The following is a 17234-nucleotide window of genomic DNA, read 5'->3' as shown; positions in this document are numbered from 1 at the left end:
TCCTTCCCAGACCCAGGGCTTCCATGTTTCGAGGCCCGGGGCATCGGCCAGGACCGACAGGACGTTCACGGTGTTCACGGCGACCACCCAGGACGCGCTCGCCACCCAGCCCGCGATCAGATCGCGTGAATTCGTTCCCCGCAGACGAGCGATTACGCTCGCCGTTCCGTTCATCCCAGCCCACACGCCGCTCGGCCCCGCCCGCGCCGGATTGTCCCCCGCAGCCGGCCGCGCATCCCCCGCCGATTGCCGTGTAACGGGCCGCCCGACATCCGTGGACGCCTTCCTATTCTCCATGGAGTTCGCCCATGCCCTCACCGCCCCCAACGCCCGCACGCCGATACGACCTCGACTGGATCCGTGTCGGCGCCTTCATGCTGCTGATCCTCTATCACGTCGGCATGTTCTATGTGCCCTGGGACTGGCATGTGAAAAGTCCACGTCAGATCGAGGCATTAGAACCGATCATGACGATGACGGGCCCGTGGCGGTTGACCCTGCTGTTTCTGGTCTCGGGCTGTGCGACCCGGTTTCTGGCGGACGGGTTCGAGGCGCGCGGACAAGGCGGATGGGCGCTGGCCGGATCGCGCACCCTGCGCCTGCTGCCGCCGCTCCTGTTCGGCATTTTCGTGGTCGTGCCGCCCCAGAGCTATTACGAGATCGTCGAGGCGGCCAAGGGCCTGGGGATCGCCGACCCCGCGCACGGACCGGTGCTCAAGGACTTCTGGGTGCGGTACGCCACCTCGACCGGCCACTGGTGCGACGCCGACGGTTGCCTGACCACGCCGACGTGGAACCACCTGTGGTTCATCGCCTATCTGCTGCCCTACAGTCTGTTGCTGACGGTGATGATCGCCTTTCCGGCCGTCCGGCGCGCGCTTCAGGCGGTGGGGGATCGGGTCTTTCGGGGATGGGGGCTAGTGGTCTGGCCGGTCCTGTATCTGATCCTGATCCGCTGGTTTCTGGCACCCCGGTTCGAGATCACCCATGCCCTGACCGACGACTGGTACAACCACGCCCTCAGCTTGGGCGCCTTCCTGTTCGGCTATCTGATCGCCCGGTCCGAGGAGGCGCGTCAGACCTTGATGCGCCTGCGCTGGCCCGCCCTGGTCATCGCCCTGTGCAGTTGGGCGGCCTGGGCGACCTATGCCTGGATCTACCGCGGCGACGTCAATCCGTCCGAGCCGCTCAGGCAGGCGATGCGGATCGTCTATGCCCTGGATCAGGCGAGCTTCATCGCCGCCATCCTGGGCTTCGGCGCACGATGGTTGAACCGGGGCGGCCCGGCCCTGCGCTATCTCTCGGTGGGCGTCTTCCCCTTCTACATCGTCCACCAGACGGTGACGGTCGTGGCGGCCTATAATCTGGCCACGCTCCATCTGCCGTTGGGCGTGGAGGCCGGCCTGCTGATCCTGATCACCGCCCTGGGCTGCCTCCTCGCCTACGAGATCGCGCGCCGGATCGGATGGCTGGGCCTGTTGCTGGGGGTGAAGCCGCAGAAGGAAGGGCGAACCGCGCGGTCGCCCGCCTAATGCGAGGGCTGGGACCGCCCAGCCCTCTCAACTTCAAGCAAAAATCTTCGTCAGATGCATTTTCAAATCGTCATGACGATCCGGCCCTCAATCTGGCCGTCGCGCATCCGCTGGAAGATGCTGTTGATGTTCTCCAGCGGCTCGACCGAGACCGTGGCCTTGACCTTCTCGTCGGCGGCGAACTGAAGCGCCTCCTGAAGGTCCAGGCGGGTGCCGACGATGGAGCCGCGCACCGTGGTGCCGTTCAGAACCATGTCGAAGATCGACAGGGGGAAGTCGCCGGGCGGCAGGCCGTTCAGGGCCACGGTCGCGCCCCGCGCCGTCATATTGACCGCCTGTTCGAAGGCCTTGGGCGAGACGGCCGTGACCAGCACGCCCTGGGCGCCGCCGTCGGTCTGGGCCTTGATGTCGGCGGCAGGGTCGTTGGACGTCTTGGCGTTGACCGTGACGGTGGCGCCCAGCCGTCGCGCCAGGTCCAGCTTGGCGTCGTCCACGTCCACGGCGGCGACGTTCAGACCCATGGCCTTGGCGTACTGGACCGCCACATGGCCCAGGCCGCCGATGCCGGAGATCACCACCCAGTCGCCCGGCTTGGTGTCCGTCATCTTCAGCCCCTTGTAGACCGTCACCCCGGCGCACAGGATCGGGGCGATGTCGGTGAAGCTGACATTGGCCGGCAGGTGGCCGACGTAGTTCGGGTCGGCGATGGCGTATTCCGCGAAGCCGCCGTTGACCGAATATCCGGTGTTCTGCTGGTCGTGACACAGGGTCTCCCAGCCGCCCAGACAGTGTTTGCAGTGACCGCAGGCCGAGTACAGCCACGGCACCCCGACCCGGTCGCCCTCCTTGACCAGGGTGACCCCCGCCCCCACCGCCGAGACATAGCCGACTCCCTCGTGGCCCGGAATGAAGGGCGGGTTCGGCTTGACCGGCCAGTCGCCCTCAGCCGCGTGCAGATCGGTGTGACAGACGCCCGAGGCCTCGATCTTGACCTGGATCTGGCCCGGCCCCGGCTCGGGCACAGCGACCTCGTCGATGGTCAGCGGCTGACCGAACGCGCGCACGACAGCGGCCTTCATGGTTCTGGGCATGGAACATCCTCGTCGATTTTGGGGGAACAGGCGGACCGGAAGCAGGACACCGGCCCGCCCGCCTGGGAGATACGCTCTCCGGACAGACGGATCAGAGAGCGATCACAGGATGGCCGATCCTAGACCGGCCATCCTTGATGCAGATCAGAAGAAGCCCAGTTTGTCGGGGCTATAGCTGACCAGCAGGTTCTTGGTCTGCTGATAATGGTCCAGCATCATCCGGTGGTTCTCCCGCCCGATGCCCGACTTCTTGTACCCACCGAAGGCCGCATGCGCCGGGTACTGATGATAGCAGTTGGTCCAGACCCGCCCGGCCTGGATGGTCCGACCGGCGCGATAGGCCGTGTTCATGTCGCGCGACCACACCCCGGCGCCCAGGCCGTATTCGGTGTCGTTGGCGATCTCCATCGCCTCTTCGAAGGTCTTGAAGGTCGTCACGGCCAGGACGGGACCGAAGATCTCCTCCTGGAAGATCCGCATGTCGTTGGTGCCCTTGAACACGGTCGGCTTGACGTAATAGCCGCCGGCCAGATCGTCCTTCAGCTCCGCCTGATCGCCGCCGGTCAGCAACTGGGCGCCTTCGTCCTTGCCGATCTGCAGATAGCTCAGGATCTTCTTCAACTGCTGCGCCGAGGCCTGGGCGCCGATCATGGTCGCGGGGTCCAGCGGGTCGCCCTGGACGATGGCCTCGACCCGGGCGATGGCCTTCTCGATGAAGGCCTCATAGATGTCCTCGTGGATCAGGGCCCGGCTGGGGCAGGTGCAGACCTCGCCCTGGTTCAGGGCGAACATCGCAAAGCCTTCCAGCGCCTTGTCCAGGAAGGCGTCGTCGGCGTCCATCACGTCCTTGAAGAAGATGTTCGGCGACTTGCCGCCCAGCTCCAGCGTCACCGGAATGATGTTCTGGGTCGCGTACTCCATGATCTTCTGGCCGACTGCGGTCGAACCGGTGAAGGCGATCTTGGCGATCCGCGGATTGGTGGCCAGCGGCTCGCCCACCTCGGCGCCCGTGCCCGACACGATGTTCAGCACCCCTGCCGGCAGCAGATCCTGGATCAGCTCGATCAGCAGCAGGATCGAGGCCGGGGTCTGTTCCGCCGGCTTCATGACGATACAGTTGCCCGCCGCCAGGGCCGGCGCGATCTTCCACGTCGCCATCAGGATGGGGAAGTTCCACGGGATGATCTGACCGACCACGCCCAGCGGCTCATGGAAATGATAGGCGACCGTGTCGTTGTCCAGCTCCGAGATCCCGCCTTCCTGCGCGCGGATACAGCCGGCGAAGTAGCGGAAGTGGTCGATGGCCAGGGGGATGTCGGCGGCCAGGGTTTCACGCACCGGCTTGCCATTGTCCCAAGTCTCGGCCTCGGCGACGGCTTGCAGATTGGCTTCGATCCGGTCGGCGATCTTGTTCAGGATGACGGCGCGCTGGGCGACGCTGGTCTTGCCCCACGCATCCTTGGCGGCGTGAGCGGCGTCCAGCGCCAGTTCGACGTCGGCCGCGTCCGAGCGTGCGACTTCGCACAGGACGCGGCCGTTCACCGGGGAGGTGTTCTCGAAATAGCGGCCATTGACCGGCGGGACCCACTGTCCGCCGATGAAGTTGTCATAGCGCGCCTTGAACTTGGGGGTCACGGCGCGCGCGAATTCGGGTTTGGTCATGAAACACTCCTAGGGTCCCTCGGGCGTCGCTTACCGACGTCGTTGGGATCAGAAGCTCGTCCTCGACCGGGCAATTCGCCAGACGGGCCGCTTATGGTGCGGTGCAAACCTGTCGCAGACTTGCGACAGTCCGCTCAATGAGCTTCACCGGCCAGACCCAGCCGGTGCAGCTTGCGGTGCAGGGTCGCGCGACTGACGCCCAATGCTCGCGCGGCTGCAGAGACATTGCCCTTGCTCCGCGCCAGGGCGCGACGCACCGCACCCCGCTCAGCCTCAAGCAGTTCCGCCGCGACCGCCCCCGCCCCCAGCACCTCGGAGGCCGCCAGTTGGGCCGCGATCCGCTCGTCGGTGATGGATAGAGCCAGGCGGGCGGCGCGGGTGGCGCCGATCACCAGATCGTCCCGGTCCACCGCCAACAAGGCCGCCGTGTTCCGTTCGCCGGGATCGCCGGCCAGCACGATCCGCGCCTGGGCAAAGGCCTGACGGAAGGTCTGGGCTTCGATAGCCCGCGCCGCATCCGCCACCGCCGCCGCGATCAGCCCCAGCATACTCTCCGTCGCATCAGCGCGGCAGGACGAGACGTCCAGCAGGCCGGCTAAACGCCCGAGGTGATCATGGATCGGATGGCTGGTGCAGCTCAGGGCCGTGTTGCGCGTGTGGAAATGCTGGTCCCTGTGGATCGTCAGGGGGCGATGCTCGGCCAAGGCCGTGCCGATGCCGTTCGTGCCCTCGACCGCTTCAGACCATATGGCGCCCGGCCAAAGGCCCCATCGATGAAAAGTCTCATCATCCGCCGCCGCGCCCCGCCGTTCCAGCGGCACCCCGTCGGCATTGGTCAACAGGACGCAGCAACCGGTATCGCCGACCGCCAGAAACAGCCGATCCAGCACCCCTTGCGCGGCCCGCGTCATCGGCTCCATCGCCTGCCGCGCTTCCCGCAACTGCGCCTCTGTCAGGGTATTGGGTCCCCCTCCGTCCTCGGGATCCAGTCCGTACAGCGACATCGACCGCCGCCATGACGCCGCCAAGGCCGAACGCGCCGGCCCGACGCCGTCATCGAGCGTCTGTTTGATAAGGCTTCCGTGGTCGTTTCCCGGCCGCTCGCCCATGGTGTCTCCCAAGGCTTGTTTCGTCTGATCAGACGCTTGGCGCGCGACAAGGTCAATGCGCCGCGGCAATCGCCTTCGAAAGCTTCCCTAAGGTACGGTTTTCATTAAGGCTTAGCCGGCGAGTTCAGCCTTGTTTTAAACGGAAACCCGGATCACCTTGCGTCTTAACGGGTCGCCGACACGGCCCGAGCAAAGGGAACGACCATGAAGATCAAGCTCATTCTGGCTGCTGCGGCTGTCGCGGCGACCTTCGCCTCCCCCGCCCTTGCCGGCGATCCGACCGGCCTGTGGCAGACCCCGACCAACGGCGGTCAGGTTCGGATTTCACGCTGTGGCGAAGCCCTGTGCGGAACCCTGGTGACGTCCAACCATATCCGGGCCGACGCCAACGCCCGCGACGAGCATAATCGCGACGCCGCCTTGCGGAACCGCACGCTGCGCAACCTGCCCATGCTGACGGGCTTCACCGGCGGTCCGACCGAATGGCGCAACGGCTCGGTCTATAACCCGGCGGACGGCCGCACCTATCGCGGCACCATCACCATGACGGGCGACAACAGCCTGAACCTGCGCGGCTGCGTCGTCGCCCCCCTATGCAAGACCCAGACCTGGACCCGCGTCCAGTAATCCGCCGTCAGACGAAATGAAGGCCCGGCCGGAGCGATCCGGCCGGGCCTTTTTATGCCTGGGTTTGACCCGGTCTCAGCGGTTCAGCGCCGCGCGCGCCGCCTCGGCGTAGCGGTGCCCGACGGCGGCGCCCTTGGGAAAGACGGCGTCGATGCGCGCCAGATCTTCCGTCGTAAGGACAACGTCCGCGGCGGCGGCGTTCTGCTCCAGCGTAGCGACACGACGAGTGCCGGGAATCGGAACCAGATCCTCGCCCTGGGCCAAAACCCAGGCCAAGGCCAGTTGGGCGGCGGTAACGCCCTTGTCGGCGGCGATGGCCTTCACCGCCTCGACCAGATCCAGGTTCTTCTGGAAGTTCTCGCCCATGAAGCGCGGATTGGTGCGGCGGAAGTCGTCGGCGGCCAGATCATCGACCGACTTGATGTCTCCCGACAGGAAGCCCCGTCCCAGCGGACTATAAGGCACGAAGCCTATGCCCAGCTCACGCGTCACCGCGAACAGCTCATCTTCCGGATCGCGCGTCCACAGCGAATACTCGGTCTGAAGGGCCGTAATCGGATGGGTGGCATGAGCCTTGCGCAGTGTCTCGGGCGCAGCCTCAGACAGACCCAGGAAGCGGACCTTTCCCTCCTGGACCAGTTCCGCCATCGCCCCGACCGTCTCTTCGATCGGCGTATCGGGATCGACCCGGTGCAGATAGTAGAGATCGACATGATCGACTCCCAGGCGTTGCAGGCTGCCCTCGATGGCGCGGCGCACATTGGCGGGGCTGCCGTCGACCAATAGCTTGGAGCGGTCGGCATTGTAGTTGATGCCGAGCTTGGTGGCGATGAAGGCCTGGTCGCGCCGGTCCTTCAGGGCCTGACCGACCAAAACCTCGTTGGTATGGGGGCCGTACATCTCGGCCGTGTCGAACAGGGTGATGCCCAGGTCGAGCGCGCGATGGATGACCGATAGGGATTGGGCTTCATCTGCGCCGCCATAGAAGGCGCTCATGCCCATACAGCCCAGGCCGATGGCCGAGATCTCGGGACCGTTTGGACCCAGCTTGCGCGTCTTCATCTGCGCTCTCCTATCGATGTGGGGGATCGGCGACGCCGCCGACGGAGCTTCAGATGGTCGTTAAGGCGGCGGGCCGCAAGCCCTGCCGCGTCGAACGATGGTACCGCCTCTCAGGCTTGAACTGAGGACCTCCGGTTCCACAAACCGGCGCTCTAACCAACTGAGCTAAGGCGGCCCGCGCATCGCGAGGCGCGTTCTCTACCGGGCCTGCGTCTGGTGATCAAATGATTTCTGACGTCCGCACGAACAAAGAAGAGGCCCCGGCGGTATCCACCGGGGCCCCTCATTCCATTCAATATAACTGGCTTAGAAGCGCCAGTTAATCGGGATTGTCGCGCGCCCGACGACGGGCTGACCGTCGCGCATGGCGGGCTCGATCCGCATAGTACGTATCGCCCTGAGAGCGGCTGGGCCGAAACCAGCGCCGGCGGGCGTGTCACTGACCACGGTGCAGTTGGTCAGCGAACCATTGGTCTCAACCTGACACTCCAACACAGTCCGCCCCGTGATCTCACGCTCAAGCGCGCGATCCGGATAGAAGCGGCTCAGATCGGGCTGACGCGTAATCCGGGGGTTCGAAATCACCGGGGGACGCGGCGGCGCCGGCGGAGCCGGAGGCGGCGGCGGTCCGGGGATGTTCACCGGCGGCCCCTTGTACTCAACCCGTTCTTCCTTCGGCGTCGGCGTAATGTTCACCGGCGGCGGAGGCACGACGTTCGGGATCGGGGCCGGGACGCGCACCTGAAGCTTCGGCGGCGGCGGCTGATCCGTCGGCGGAGGCGGCGGGGGCGGAGGCGGCGGAGGCGGCGGCACCGGCTCGACCAACTCGACCTCGACGGACTCGTCGACGTAGTTGAACTCCTTAAGTTTGAACTTCGACTGCTGAAGGAAGAAGATCAGCAGGGCGAACAGGAGGGTGACGACCACAAGGCAGGCGATCAGTACGGGGTAGGAAACCCCCATGAAGCCCTTCTTCTTGGGTACGTCGTAACGACTGCGATGATATGCGACGTCTGTCATACTATCTCCGCACTCTAGCTCGTCGCCTGGTCTTCGCCGACCAGTGCAACGCTGTAGAAGCCGTTGTCCTGCAAGGCGTTCATGACCTGCATGAAGTCGCCATAGCGGGTGTTTTGGTCGCCCCGAATGAAGATCCGCTCATCCGCCGGATTCCGGGACCCGATCTGCTTCAGCAGATCATCGCCCAGAGAGCCGACGTCGGTCTGGAAGTCACCCACGAAGACGTCGCCGTCGTTCTGGATCGAAATATAGACCGGCTTGGGCGGGTTCGGGGCCGCCTTGGCGACGGCGATCGGCAACTCTACCGGCACCGACACGGAGGCGAGCGGAGCCGCAACCATGAAGATGATCAGCAAGACCAGCATGATATCAACGAAAGGCGTGACGTTGATATCGCTGTTGGCCTCAACCTTGTTGCCGCCGCCGCCCGATTTAATCTTGGCGGCCATCCGTCTTACGCCCCCTTGTCGAGCTGACGCGAGATGCCGTTCAGCAGCTCAGCGGAGAAGCCGTCGGCGCGGGTGCCGTAGGCGGCGATGCGGGTGTTGAAGTAGTTGTAGAAGACGACGGCCGGGATAGCGGCGAACAGGCCGATGCCGGTAGCCAGCAGGGCTTCAGCGATACCCGGAGCAACGACGGCCAGGTTGGTCGTGTTGGATTCCGCGATGCCGATGAAGGAGTTCATGATGCCGTAAACGGTGCCGAACAGACCGACGAACGGACCGATCGAACCGACCGAAGCCAGGAACTGCTGGCCGCCCGAGAGGCGCAGGGCCAGACCGGATTGAACGGCGGTGACGGCGGCTTGGGCGCGAGCCATGGCGGTGTCGAGGTGGTCGCCGGTGACCGACAGACCGGCCTGACGCGACATTTCGATTTCTTCGGTCGCCGCAGCGGCCATATCGGCCAGCGGGTTGCCGTCGAACTCTTCCTGTGTCGAGACGGCGCGCATGTCCGCGATGGTGCGGGCGCCGCGGAAGTTCTCGAGGAAGGTGTCGGTCTTGCGGTTCAGAGCGCCGAACTCGAACATCTTAATGAGCAGCAGCGTCCACGACAGGATCGAGGCCAGCAGAAGGCCGGTCATGACGACCTTAACGATCACCGTGGCTTCCATGAACATGGAGATCGGCGTGATGCCGCCGCCGTGACCGCCGCCGACGGCTTCGTTCATGCTTTCCGGGTTCGCCGCGTCGGCGGCCGGAGCCATGGCCGTCGGGGTCGCCGCAGGTGCGGCCGCCGGGGTCGGCTCGGCCGGGGCCTGGGCCAGAACCGGCGAGCTCGCCATCAGCACGGCGGCGCCGGCCATGGCGAGAATGATGTTCGTCTTTTTGCTGTTCAGCATAATTCGCCAGTTCCTGCTTGGTCTGACTCGTGGAACCAAAGGTGCGGCCGTGTCAAAGAGCCGCCCCCCAACCTGAAATGTTTCCTTCAGCGTCCAATGTCCCATCGGGATCAATCGGTCGCTGAATTCTTGGATAGAGACGCGTCCGGTCACCCGTACCGCCTCCGATGTCCGAACCGTGGGAGAACGCGCCTCCTGAGAATCCGTCTGACGCCTTTGTGGGAGAGCGTCCTAACCCCTTTGGCGAACCCTTACCGGAGCGTCAAGGGACAAGAGCGGGATTTCCCCCAAGGCACGAAGATCCGTCATATTTTGCCGCCGTCAGCGCAGCCGCCGCCTAACCGCGACATTTATGTGATGAATTTGAAGCAGTTGGCGCAACCTTGTTCGAAAGAGCTATCCCGCGCAGTTTTTTACTTCGGCGAGACCGATTCCCGGATCATCCGTTCCCCAAGATCCAGGGCAGATGGCGACACGAGGCGCTCGGTCGGCGAACGACGACCTGCAAGACAGTATGAGGCGGGGTTTTCTCGGCCAAATAAAAGATGGTGCCTGGAGGCGGGTTCGAACCACCGACACGCGGATTTTCAATCCGCTGCTCTACCAGCTGAGCTATCCAGGCGCCGACGCGGCGTCGCGAGAGGCGGGTCTATAGGCGAGGCTTTTCGGCCTGTCCAGCGTCGTTTCAGTCCTTTTCACCATCATCTTCGGCGCCTTCGTCCAGCGCGGCCGGAATGGCGTAGGCGCCGGTGAACCAGCGTTGAAGATCAACCTCGGAACAGCGTCGCGAGCAGAAGGGCTTATATTTGGGGTCGGGCTCGGCCTTGCGGCAGATGGGACAGGTGCTCATCACTCAACTCTCTTCCAGAAGGCCACACCCGCGGGCCAGGGCGGCGTCCGCCCGCACGGCGGCGCGCGGACCTAATCGCCCCGCCAGCGGCGTGAGCACAGCCGCTTCTTCGGCCGAGCACCGCACCGTCACGCGCGGGGACCGAGTATCCGACAAGAGCCGCCGCCGCAGCCGGCGCGCCAGGGCCAAGGCCTCGGTCTGCACCGACGGACGGCGACCGGTGTCGAACAGAATCTCGTCAATTGGGGTCAGGCGCCACGGCAGGGACAACTGCAGCAGGCCGAACCGGCTGATGGGGCCGAACACGGCTTGAGGCTCATGAGCGAAGGCGGCGCGGGCCGCCTTGTCGCCAGCGGCCGCGTCCTGGCCGTCTCCGACAAGATCGACGACGACCAGACCGCCCCATCGGCGCAGGCCGATCAGCCGCGCGGCCTGCTTCACCCCCTCGCGATTCGCCGCCGCCCTCGCCTGTTTCGGATCACGGCCGACCACGGGCGCATAGTCGATATCGACCGCGACCAGGGCGCGCGTCCGTTCGACGGCCAGATCGATTCCCTGGGCGGCGAAGACATGACGAGCGGCCAAAGCCTCCTCTTCCGCCTCCGTCACCGCATCGATGGCGGCCAGACCGGTAATCAGGCTGTCGTCGCCAGCAATGGCGCGCAGTTGTTCGGCGACGGTCGGCGCGGGCTCCAACAGGCGAGACGCCCCCTCCCCTGGCCCCAGGCGACGCAGCACGGGCCCCTTGCCCGCGCGCGGCTCGGCGAGGACGACGGCTTCCAGCCGCTCGCCCTGTGTCAGGCGGTCGTTGCGCGGAAAGGGAAGAAAGGCGGGCGGACCCGCGCCCAGATCGACGAATGCACCGCGCAGGCCCGGATTGATCTCCGTCACCCGCCCGACGGACCGGGCGCCGAGGCGGTGCTGAGGCAGGTCCGTTTCGCGCTGAATCAGCAGATGCGTATAGCGCCCGTCGCGCAGGACGGCGCCGCGGGTCTCACCCGGCATCTCGTCGAGGAAGACCTCGACCCCGCCGCTCATGCCCGCCAGCCGACGCCGTGCAGCAGTTGGACGGCCTCGTAGAGCGGCAGCCCCATCACGGATGGATGGCTGCCGACGATTCGCTGAACGAAAGCGCCGGCCGGCCCCTGGATGCCGTAACCACCGGCCTTGCCGCGCCAGTCGCCGGTGGCGACGTAAGCGGAGATCTCATGGTCCGACAGCGGCTTGAAGGTCACGCGCGTCTCGTTGACCCGCGAAGACAGTTTGCCGTCGCGCACCACCGCTACGCCTGTGAAAACGCGGTGATTGCGCCCGGACAGCAGTTTCAGAAACCGCCTCGCCTCCGCCTCATCGGCGGCCTTCTCAAGGAAACGCCGTCCTACCGCCACGACCGTGTCGGCGGCGATCACCACGGCGTCCGCACGCCGGGCCGCAACAGCCTGGGCCTTGGAGGTCGCCAGTCGTTCGGCGAGGCGCGTCGGCGTTTCGCCCTTCAGCGGCGTCTCGTCGATATCGGCAGGATCAATATGGTCGGGCGTGATCCCGACCTGCGCCAGCAGTTCGATGCGGCGCGGGCTGGCCGAAGCCAGCACCAGTTCGGGACGACCCGCGCTCACTTATTTGAAGCGATAGGTGATGCGACCCTTGGTCAGGTCGTAGGGGGTCATTTCCACCAGGACCTTGTCGCCTGCCAGCACGCGGATGCGGTTCTTGCGCATCTTGCCAGCGGTGTGGGCGATGATCTCGTGGTCGTTCTCGAGCGTCACGCGGAAGGTGGCGTTCGGCAGCAGTTCGCTGACGGTGCCGGGAAACTCGAGCAGTTCTTCCTTAGCCATGCGGCCTCTCGCGCCCGTTGAATATGCGTTCGACCCCACGCCGGGCGGGCGCGAGGGGCGGAATGGACGGGCCTAATGCCCGAAAACGCAGAGATAGTCGAGGTCAGCCGCGACGGTAGAGGGCGCAGAGCAGCGTAAACAGCCGCCGCGCGGTCTCGTGATCGACCACGATCTTGCCGTCCAACCGCGCCTTCAGCTGCTCGGCGCCTTCGTTGTGCAGGCCACGCCGGCCCATGTCGACCGATTCGATCTGGCTGGGGGACGAGCCGCGCAGGGCTTCATAATAGCTGTCGCAGATCAGCAGATAGTCCCTGATGACGTTCTTCAGCGGCGTCAGACTGATGGCGTAGGTGCGAGTGAAACCCTCGCCGTCGATGTCGAACACCAGCCGATTGTCCTGCAACGACAGCTTCAGCCGATACGGGCCGCCCTCGGCCCCCACGGGTTCGAAACTGTTCTTCTCGACCAGGTCGAAGATGGCCACGCGGCGCTCATGCTCGATCTCCGCCGTCGCCGCCGGCAGGGTGACCGTGTCCAGTTCGACCGAGGCCAGCCTGTGGGGACCGCTCATGCCGCATTCCCTTCATCCAGTTCAGGGGCGTCGAGATGGGTTGGCGCGACCCGCGCCGGCCACCGCTCGGAGATGTCCGTGACCACGGCGTCCAGACATTCGACGTCGATCCGCAGATCGCCGCCACCGGCGAACATCAGAATCACGCGTCCGCCCGGCGCCTCGGCCGGCACGAAGTCCAAGGCCAAGAGTTCCAGCGACGCGTCGGGACTGCGCGACAGGCGCCGGCTCTTGACCGCCATGACGTCGCCGAACTGCATGGCGCACATCACCCGCGTCCCGCCGCATTCCCAGCAGAACCGGCTGAAGGCGATGGTCAGGGTGCGCGCCTGCTTTTCCCACACGATGTCCACAGGCCGCAGGATGGCGTCCTGAAGCGCCGCCGAGATGATCTGCAAATCGTCGGCGTCCTCCGCCAGCAGGCGCAGCGGCTCGACCGGCGCCTTGGCTTCGGGAATGACGCCGTCGATCTCAGTGCTCATCACCCCATCCCATCGTCTTGACCCTTGATCCGCCGGATATCCGCGCCGCACGCGCCGAGCTTTTCTTCCAAACGCTCGAAACCGCGATCCAGATGATAGACGCGTCCAACGGTCGTTTCGCCCTGAGCGACCAGGCCGGCGATGACCAGACACATGGAGGCCCGCAGGTCGGTGGCCATGACCTGGGCGCCGTGCAGCACCTCGACGCCGTGGACATGGGCCTCGCCCGCATGGACGGAGATCTCGGCGCCCAGTCGCGCCAGCTCCGGCACATGCATGAACCGGTTCTCGAAAATGGTCTCGCGGACGGTGCTCACGCCCTCGGCCGTGGTCATCAGGGCCATGAACTGGGCCTGCAGATCGGTGGCGAAGCCGGGATAGATGGCTGTCTCGATATCGACTGCCTGCAACCGAACCTTCGGATCGCGCTTGATCAGCACGCCGTCCCCGGTGGGCGACACCTCGACCCCTGCCTCGATCATCTTGTCGGTCAGGGCGCAGATCAGCTCGGCCCGCGCCTTAGTCAGGCGCACCTCGCCGCCCGCCATGGCGGCGGCGACGACGTAGGAGCCCATCTCGATTCGGTCGGGAATCACCGACCAGGTCGTGCCGTTCAGCGACGAGACGCCGGTGATAGTAAGGACGTCGGTGTCGATACCCTCGATCTTCGCGCCCATGGCGGTCAAGCAGCGGGCCAGGTCGCCGATTTCAGGCTCGCGCGCGGCCCGGCGCAAAACCGTCGTCCCCTGGGCCAGCACGGCCGCCAGCAGGGCGTGTTCGGTCGCGCCGACCGAGACGAACGGAAACTCGATCTCGGCGCCCTTCAGGCCGGACGGGGCCTTGGCGGTGACATAGCCCTCTTCCAGCTCGATCTCGGCGCCGAGGGCCGTCAAAGCCTGAAGGTGCAGGTCCACCGGGCGCGCGCCGATGGTGCAACCGCCGGGCAACGACACCTTGGCCTCGCCGGTGCGGGCCAGCAGCGGCCCCAGCACATTGAACGAGGCCCGCATCTGCCGGACCAGATCATAGGGGGCGAAGGTGGAGGTCAGATCCTTGGCGTGGAACAGGCTCTCCTGCCCGTCTGCGCCGTCACGCTCGGTCACCTCAATGCCGAACTGGCGCAGCAGTTGACCCAGGAACCGCGTGTCCGCCAGGCGCGGCATATTGGTCAGCAGCAGGGGCTGATCCGTCAGGATCGAGGCGGCCATCAGCTTGATGGCGGAGTTCTTGGCGCCGCTGACGGGAATATCCCCGAAAAGCTGGGCGCCGCCCTGAATGGCGATACTGTCCATGACGTCCTTGAAGCGCGCCCGAAGGAAACGCCTCGGGGGGATGGTTCTCTAGCAAGCCGGCGCGCGCTTGCCAAAGGGCGGAGCGGGCGCGAGCCGATGACTTTCAGTTGCTGTCTTTAGGCGTCGCCGGGGTGCGGGCCGGCGCCTTGCGCCGTTTCAGATTGGCGCGCAGGGCCGAGGCCAGCCGGATCGCCCGTTCGGCCCTGGCCCGTTCCACCTCCGACGGCGCGGTCGATTCGGCAGAGGGTGCAGCGACGGGCGCGGCAGGCGGGGTATCGGCGTCGTGCGGGGGGCGAGTCATGGCCGTAGAATGCCGTGATCAGGGGCTGTGTCCAAACTTTCTTTCAGATCGTCAAAAAAGCGCTTCCCTCCCCGGAAGCCTCTGGCTATACGGCCGCTTCCTCAGTCGGGGCCGCCGTAGCTCAGTGGTAGAGCGCATCCTTGGTAAGGCTGAGGTCGTGGGTTCGATTCCCCCCGGCGGCACCATCTGAGACCTTGCGTGGCGGGCTTTTCATAGCCCGCCCGCATCTGCCCCCCCCCAGTCTGGCTTCTGCATTCGGACATTTGTCCGCATGGTGTTTCGCGCATTCTTCGGCCGACAAAGCCTCACTACAAGAAAATGCGCGGCACTTGAGACACGGCGCACTTAGAATATTAATTCGAATTAAGCGTGTAATTCCTGACGCGTTATCCAATCTTTCCTTAATCAAACGCGAACAAGAAAAATAAGGATATTCTCCCTATCTAATCTCGTCGTTGCGTACCACGCTGTTTCGCATCGAGGAAATTATGAAGGTAACTATCAAAGGCCGGCTTCTCGCCTGCTTAGGCGCGCTAGGGATTGGCATGCTGGCTGTCGGGACGACCAGTTGGGTGACGCAAAGCCAAGTCGATCAACGCATACAGTCGATCATTGCGGATCGGGTTGTGCCGATGCAGCAGCTGAAGATCGTCAGCGACATGTATGCCGTCAATATCGTTGATACGGTTCACAAGACCCGGGCCGGAGCGATGACCCCGATCCAGGCGCAGGAAAGCGTGACTGCCGCCAAGACAGCGATCAGCGAGCATTGGGCCGCCTACAAGAGCACTCGCATGACGCCTGAAGAACAGGCTCTGGTGAACAAGACGACCACCGATCTACCGGCAGCCGACGCCGCAATTGCTCGACTTGAGGTCATTTTACGAGGCGGCGACACGGCAGCTCTGGCGACGTTTGCCGACCAGCAACTCTATCCAGCCATCGACCCTGTGACCGCCAGCGTCGGTTCTCTGGTCGATCTGCAAACCCGCGTCGCTCGGGCCGAGGGGCGGGCCGCGACCAAGGCCTTCGAAACCTCGATGTGGCTGATTGGCGGAATCGCGCTCTTCGCCATCGTCCTCCTCATTTTCTCGACGCACTTCATTCTCGCCAAGGTCTCCGGGCCAATACAGGCAATGGCTGCAGCAATGCGCCGTCTTTCGCAGGGTGATCTGGCTGTAGAGATCCCTACCGTTGGGCAGCGTGACGAACTGGGCGAAATGGCAGATGCGGTTGTGGTTTTTCGCGACGCCGCGACTGAAAATCTGCGCCTGGAAGCCGAGGCCAACGCGACCCGCCAGGCCGCAGAGTCGGAACGCCGCCAAAACCAGCTTTTGTCCGAAGAAGCCGCTCAACACCTAGCCGCCGTGGTAGAAGCCCTTGCATCGGGCTTGGAAGCGGTCAGCCGAGGCGATCTGACGGTGCAACTGCGCCAGACCTTCCCGCCCCACTACGTGAAGCTGCAACAAGACTTCAACGGTGCAGTCCGTCAGTTGAGCGAAGCCATGGCCGCCGTCATCGTAAATGTCTCGGCTATTCGAGCCGGTTCGGACGAGATCGCTTCGGCCTCCGACAATCTGTCCAAACGCACGGAACAACAGGCGGCCTCCTTGGAAGAAACCGCCGCTGCTCTTGAAGAGATCACGGTGACAGTAAAACGCACCGCCTCCGGCTCCCAGTTGGCGTCTCAGGTCGTGGCCTCGGCCCAGGGCGACGCCCAGGCGTCAGGCGACGTGGTGCGCAAGGCCATCGCGGCAATGGGGCAGATCGAGAAGTCGTCAACAGAAATCACGCAGATCATCGGCGTGATCGATGAAATCGCCTTCCAGACCAACCTGTTGGCGCTAAATGCTGGCGTGGAGGCGGCACGCGCGGGCGAGTCCGGCCGCGGATTCGCCGTCGTAGCGCAAGAGGTTCGGGCGCTGGCGCAACGGTCCGCTGAGGCCGCAAAAGAGATCAAAGGTTTGATCTCGGCCTCTAGCCAGCAAGTCAGTCAGGGGGTGGCTCTTGTCGCGGAATCGGGCGACAGACTGACGCGAATTCTTGACCAGTTCGCCTCCATCGACGGCTTGGTCTCCGAGATCAGCGCTTCGGCCCAGGAACAGGCCTCTAGCCTCACGCAGGTCAATACCGCCGTAAACGATATGGACCAGATGGTGCAACAGAACGCGGCCATGACCGAGGAATCCACCGCCGCCTCGCATTCTCTCCGGCACGAGGCAAATGGGTTGGACAATCTGATGTCGCGCTTCAAGGTTGGCAATGGCCACGCCGCCGCTCAATCGGAAAACGACCAAACCGGCCCTTCCAGCGTTGCTCAGACCCAGGCCCAGACTAGGTCACGACCTCGCCCCGCCAAAGCGCCCAAGCTCCCGAGCGTCGTAGGCAACATGGCTCTGAAGACTGAAGATTGGGACGAATTCTAAGGCCTGCGCGTCGCGCCGGTCCCTGGTATTTC

General features: G+C 64.8%; 18 protein-coding genes and 3 tRNA genes. 4 read left to right on the top strand and 17 right to left on the bottom strand.

Annotation, left to right across the window (positions count from 1 at the left end; translation table 11 throughout):
• The first annotated feature begins 308 nt into the window (after nt 1-308).
• Nucleotides 309-1532, top strand: coding sequence for an acyltransferase family protein (locus tag ACW177_RS08000; RefSeq protein WP_492028034.1), 1224 nt, complete (start codon nt 309-311; stop codon nt 1530-1532).
• Between the two features lie 62 nt (nt 1533-1594).
• Here ACW177_RS08000 and adhP read toward each other — a convergent pair whose 3' ends face one another.
• The 3 genes from adhP to ACW177_RS07985 all read right to left on the bottom strand — a co-directional run bounded on the left by adhP (nt 1595) and on the right by ACW177_RS07985 (nt 5394).
• Nucleotides 1595-2623 carry an alcohol dehydrogenase AdhP gene (gene adhP, locus ACW177_RS07995; RefSeq protein ID WP_492028033.1) on the bottom strand — a complete coding sequence of 343 codons (1029 nt, stop codon included), beginning with the start codon at nt 2621-2623 and terminating at the stop codon, nt 1595-1597.
• Nucleotides 2624-2767: 144 nt separating this feature from the next.
• A complete protein-coding gene (exaC, locus tag ACW177_RS07990) occupies nt 2768-4285 on the bottom strand; it encodes an acetaldehyde dehydrogenase ExaC (protein ID WP_492028032.1) in 1518 nt (505 codons plus the stop codon).
• A 134-nt stretch (nt 4286-4419) separates the two neighbouring features.
• Entirely contained in the window at nt 4420-5394 is a 975-nt protein-coding gene (locus ACW177_RS07985; RefSeq protein WP_492028098.1) for a GAF domain-containing protein, read from the bottom strand.
• 204 nt (nt 5395-5598) lie between these two features.
• On the opposite strand from ACW177_RS07985, the gene ACW177_RS07980 reads away from it, so the two are divergent.
• Nucleotides 5599-6021, top strand: coding sequence for a DUF2147 domain-containing protein (locus tag ACW177_RS07980; RefSeq protein ID WP_492028031.1), 423 nt, complete (start codon nt 5599-5601; stop codon nt 6019-6021).
• A gap of 75 nt (nt 6022-6096) precedes the next feature.
• Here the strand turns inward: ACW177_RS07980 and ACW177_RS07975 are convergent, their stop codons facing one another.
• The 14 genes from ACW177_RS07975 to ACW177_RS07910 all read right to left on the bottom strand — a co-directional run bounded on the left by ACW177_RS07975 (nt 6097) and on the right by ACW177_RS07910 (nt 14776).
• The gene (locus ACW177_RS07975) at nt 6097-7083 is read right to left on the bottom strand and encodes an aldo/keto reductase (protein ID WP_492028030.1); all 987 of its coding nucleotides are present in this window, start codon (nt 7081-7083) and stop codon (nt 6097-6099) included.
• Nucleotides 7084-7181: 98 nt separating this feature from the next.
• A tRNA-His gene (locus ACW177_RS07970) sits at nt 7182-7258 on the bottom strand.
• 131 nt (nt 7259-7389) lie between these two features.
• Nucleotides 7390-8103, bottom strand: a complete 714-nt coding sequence (locus ACW177_RS07965; protein ID WP_492028029.1) for an energy transducer TonB — start codon at nt 8101-8103, stop codon at nt 7390-7392.
• 14 nt (nt 8104-8117) lie between these two features.
• Nucleotides 8118-8552 carry a biopolymer transporter ExbD gene (locus ACW177_RS07960; protein ID WP_492028028.1) on the bottom strand — a complete coding sequence of 145 codons (435 nt, stop codon included), beginning with the start codon at nt 8550-8552 and terminating at the stop codon, nt 8118-8120.
• Nucleotides 8553-8557: 5 nt separating this feature from the next.
• Nucleotides 8558-9445 (bottom strand): MotA/TolQ/ExbB proton channel family protein, encoded by an 888-nt coding sequence (locus ACW177_RS07955; RefSeq protein WP_492028027.1) that lies wholly within the window; start codon nt 9443-9445, stop codon nt 8558-8560.
• A 546-nt stretch (nt 9446-9991) separates the two neighbouring features.
• Nucleotides 9992-10067, bottom strand: a tRNA-Phe gene (locus tag ACW177_RS07950).
• A 63-nt stretch (nt 10068-10130) separates the two neighbouring features.
• Nucleotides 10131-10295: a DNA gyrase inhibitor YacG gene (locus ACW177_RS07945; RefSeq protein WP_492028026.1), complete on the bottom strand. Its 165-nt coding sequence runs from the start codon at nt 10293-10295 to the stop codon at nt 10131-10133.
• A 3-nt stretch (nt 10296-10298) separates the two neighbouring features.
• A complete protein-coding gene (locus tag ACW177_RS07940) occupies nt 10299-11333 on the bottom strand; it encodes a ribonuclease E/G (protein ID WP_492028025.1) in 1035 nt (344 codons plus the stop codon).
• Nucleotides 11330-11911 (bottom strand): Maf family protein, encoded by a 582-nt coding sequence (locus tag ACW177_RS07935; RefSeq protein ID WP_492028024.1) that lies wholly within the window; start codon nt 11909-11911, stop codon nt 11330-11332. The genes ACW177_RS07940 and ACW177_RS07935 overlap by 4 nt, the downstream gene beginning before the upstream one ends.
• Nucleotides 11912-12130, bottom strand: coding sequence for a translation initiation factor IF-1 (gene infA, locus ACW177_RS07930; protein ID WP_008261544.1), 219 nt, complete (start codon nt 12128-12130; stop codon nt 11912-11914).
• 103 nt (nt 12131-12233) lie between these two features.
• A complete protein-coding gene (locus ACW177_RS07925; protein WP_492028023.1) occupies nt 12234-12701 on the bottom strand; it encodes a UPF0262 family protein in 468 nt (155 codons plus the stop codon).
• On the bottom strand, nt 12698-13183 hold the full coding sequence (locus tag ACW177_RS07920) for a DUF2948 family protein (RefSeq protein ID WP_492028022.1): 486 nt from the start codon (nt 13181-13183) through the stop codon (nt 12698-12700). Before ACW177_RS07920 ends, ACW177_RS07925 begins: the two co-directional genes overlap by 4 nt.
• On the bottom strand, nt 13183-14475 hold the full coding sequence (murA, locus tag ACW177_RS07915; protein ID WP_492028021.1) for a UDP-N-acetylglucosamine 1-carboxyvinyltransferase: 1293 nt from the start codon (nt 14473-14475) through the stop codon (nt 13183-13185). The genes ACW177_RS07920 and murA overlap by 1 nt, the downstream gene beginning before the upstream one ends.
• A 103-nt stretch (nt 14476-14578) precedes the next feature.
• On the bottom strand, nt 14579-14776 hold the full coding sequence (locus tag ACW177_RS07910; RefSeq protein WP_492028020.1) for a hypothetical protein: 198 nt from the start codon (nt 14774-14776) through the stop codon (nt 14579-14581).
• Between the two features lie 110 nt (nt 14777-14886).
• Between ACW177_RS07910 and ACW177_RS07905 the strand changes: the two genes are divergently transcribed.
• Together ACW177_RS07905 and ACW177_RS07900 are read left to right on the top strand one after the other, a co-directional pair.
• Nucleotides 14887-14961 (top strand) — tRNA-Thr (locus ACW177_RS07905).
• 270 nt (nt 14962-15231) lie between these two features.
• Nucleotides 15232-17202 carry a HAMP domain-containing methyl-accepting chemotaxis protein gene (locus tag ACW177_RS07900; RefSeq protein ID WP_492028019.1) on the top strand — a complete coding sequence of 657 codons (1971 nt, stop codon included), beginning with the start codon at nt 15232-15234 and terminating at the stop codon, nt 17200-17202.
• The last annotated feature ends 32 nt before the right edge of the window (nt 17203-17234 follow it).

Source organism: Brevundimonas sp. AVps23W (genome assembly GCF_058681395.1).
The sequence above is the reverse complement of the archived record's forward strand: the minus strand, read 5'-3'. Positions and strand labels throughout refer to the sequence as shown.

Coding starts and splice junctions, on each gene's coding strand:
- ACW177_RS08000 (WP_492028034.1), top strand. CDS start 309: ATGCCCTCACCGCCCCCAACGCCCGCACGCCGATACGACCTCGACTGG.
- adhP (WP_492028033.1), bottom strand. CDS start 2,623: ATGCCCAGAACCATGAAGGCCGCTGTCGTGCGCGCGTTCGGTCAGCCG.
- exaC (WP_492028032.1), bottom strand. CDS start 4,285: ATGACCAAACCCGAATTCGCGCGCGCCGTGACCCCCAAGTTCAAGGCG.
- ACW177_RS07985 (WP_492028098.1), bottom strand. CDS start 5,394: ATGGGCGAGCGGCCGGGAAACGACCACGGAAGCCTTATCAAACAGACG.
- ACW177_RS07980 (WP_492028031.1), top strand. CDS start 5,599: ATGAAGATCAAGCTCATTCTGGCTGCTGCGGCTGTCGCGGCGACCTTC.
- ACW177_RS07975 (WP_492028030.1), bottom strand. CDS start 7,083: ATGAAGACGCGCAAGCTGGGTCCAAACGGTCCCGAGATCTCGGCCATC.
- ACW177_RS07965 (WP_492028029.1), bottom strand. CDS start 8,103: ATGACAGACGTCGCATATCATCGCAGTCGTTACGACGTACCCAAGAAG.
- ACW177_RS07960 (WP_492028028.1), bottom strand. CDS start 8,552: ATGGCCGCCAAGATTAAATCGGGCGGCGGCGGCAACAAGGTTGAGGCC.
- ACW177_RS07955 (WP_492028027.1), bottom strand. CDS start 9,445: ATGCTGAACAGCAAAAAGACGAACATCATTCTCGCCATGGCCGGCGCC.
- ACW177_RS07945 (WP_492028026.1), bottom strand. CDS start 10,295: ATGAGCACCTGTCCCATCTGCCGCAAGGCCGAGCCCGACCCCAAATAT.
- ACW177_RS07940 (WP_492028025.1), bottom strand. CDS start 11,333: ATGAGCGGCGGGGTCGAGGTCTTCCTCGACGAGATGCCGGGTGAGACC.
- infA (WP_008261544.1), bottom strand. CDS start 12,130: ATGGCTAAGGAAGAACTGCTCGAGTTTCCCGGCACCGTCAGCGAACTG.
- ACW177_RS07925 (WP_492028023.1), bottom strand. CDS start 12,701: ATGAGCGGTCCCCACAGGCTGGCCTCGGTCGAACTGGACACGGTCACC.
- ACW177_RS07920 (WP_492028022.1), bottom strand. CDS start 13,183: ATGAGCACTGAGATCGACGGCGTCATTCCCGAAGCCAAGGCGCCGGTC.
- murA (WP_492028021.1), bottom strand. CDS start 14,475: ATGGACAGTATCGCCATTCAGGGCGGCGCCCAGCTTTTCGGGGATATT.
- ACW177_RS07910 (WP_492028020.1), bottom strand. CDS start 14,776: ATGACTCGCCCCCCGCACGACGCCGATACCCCGCCTGCCGCGCCCGTC.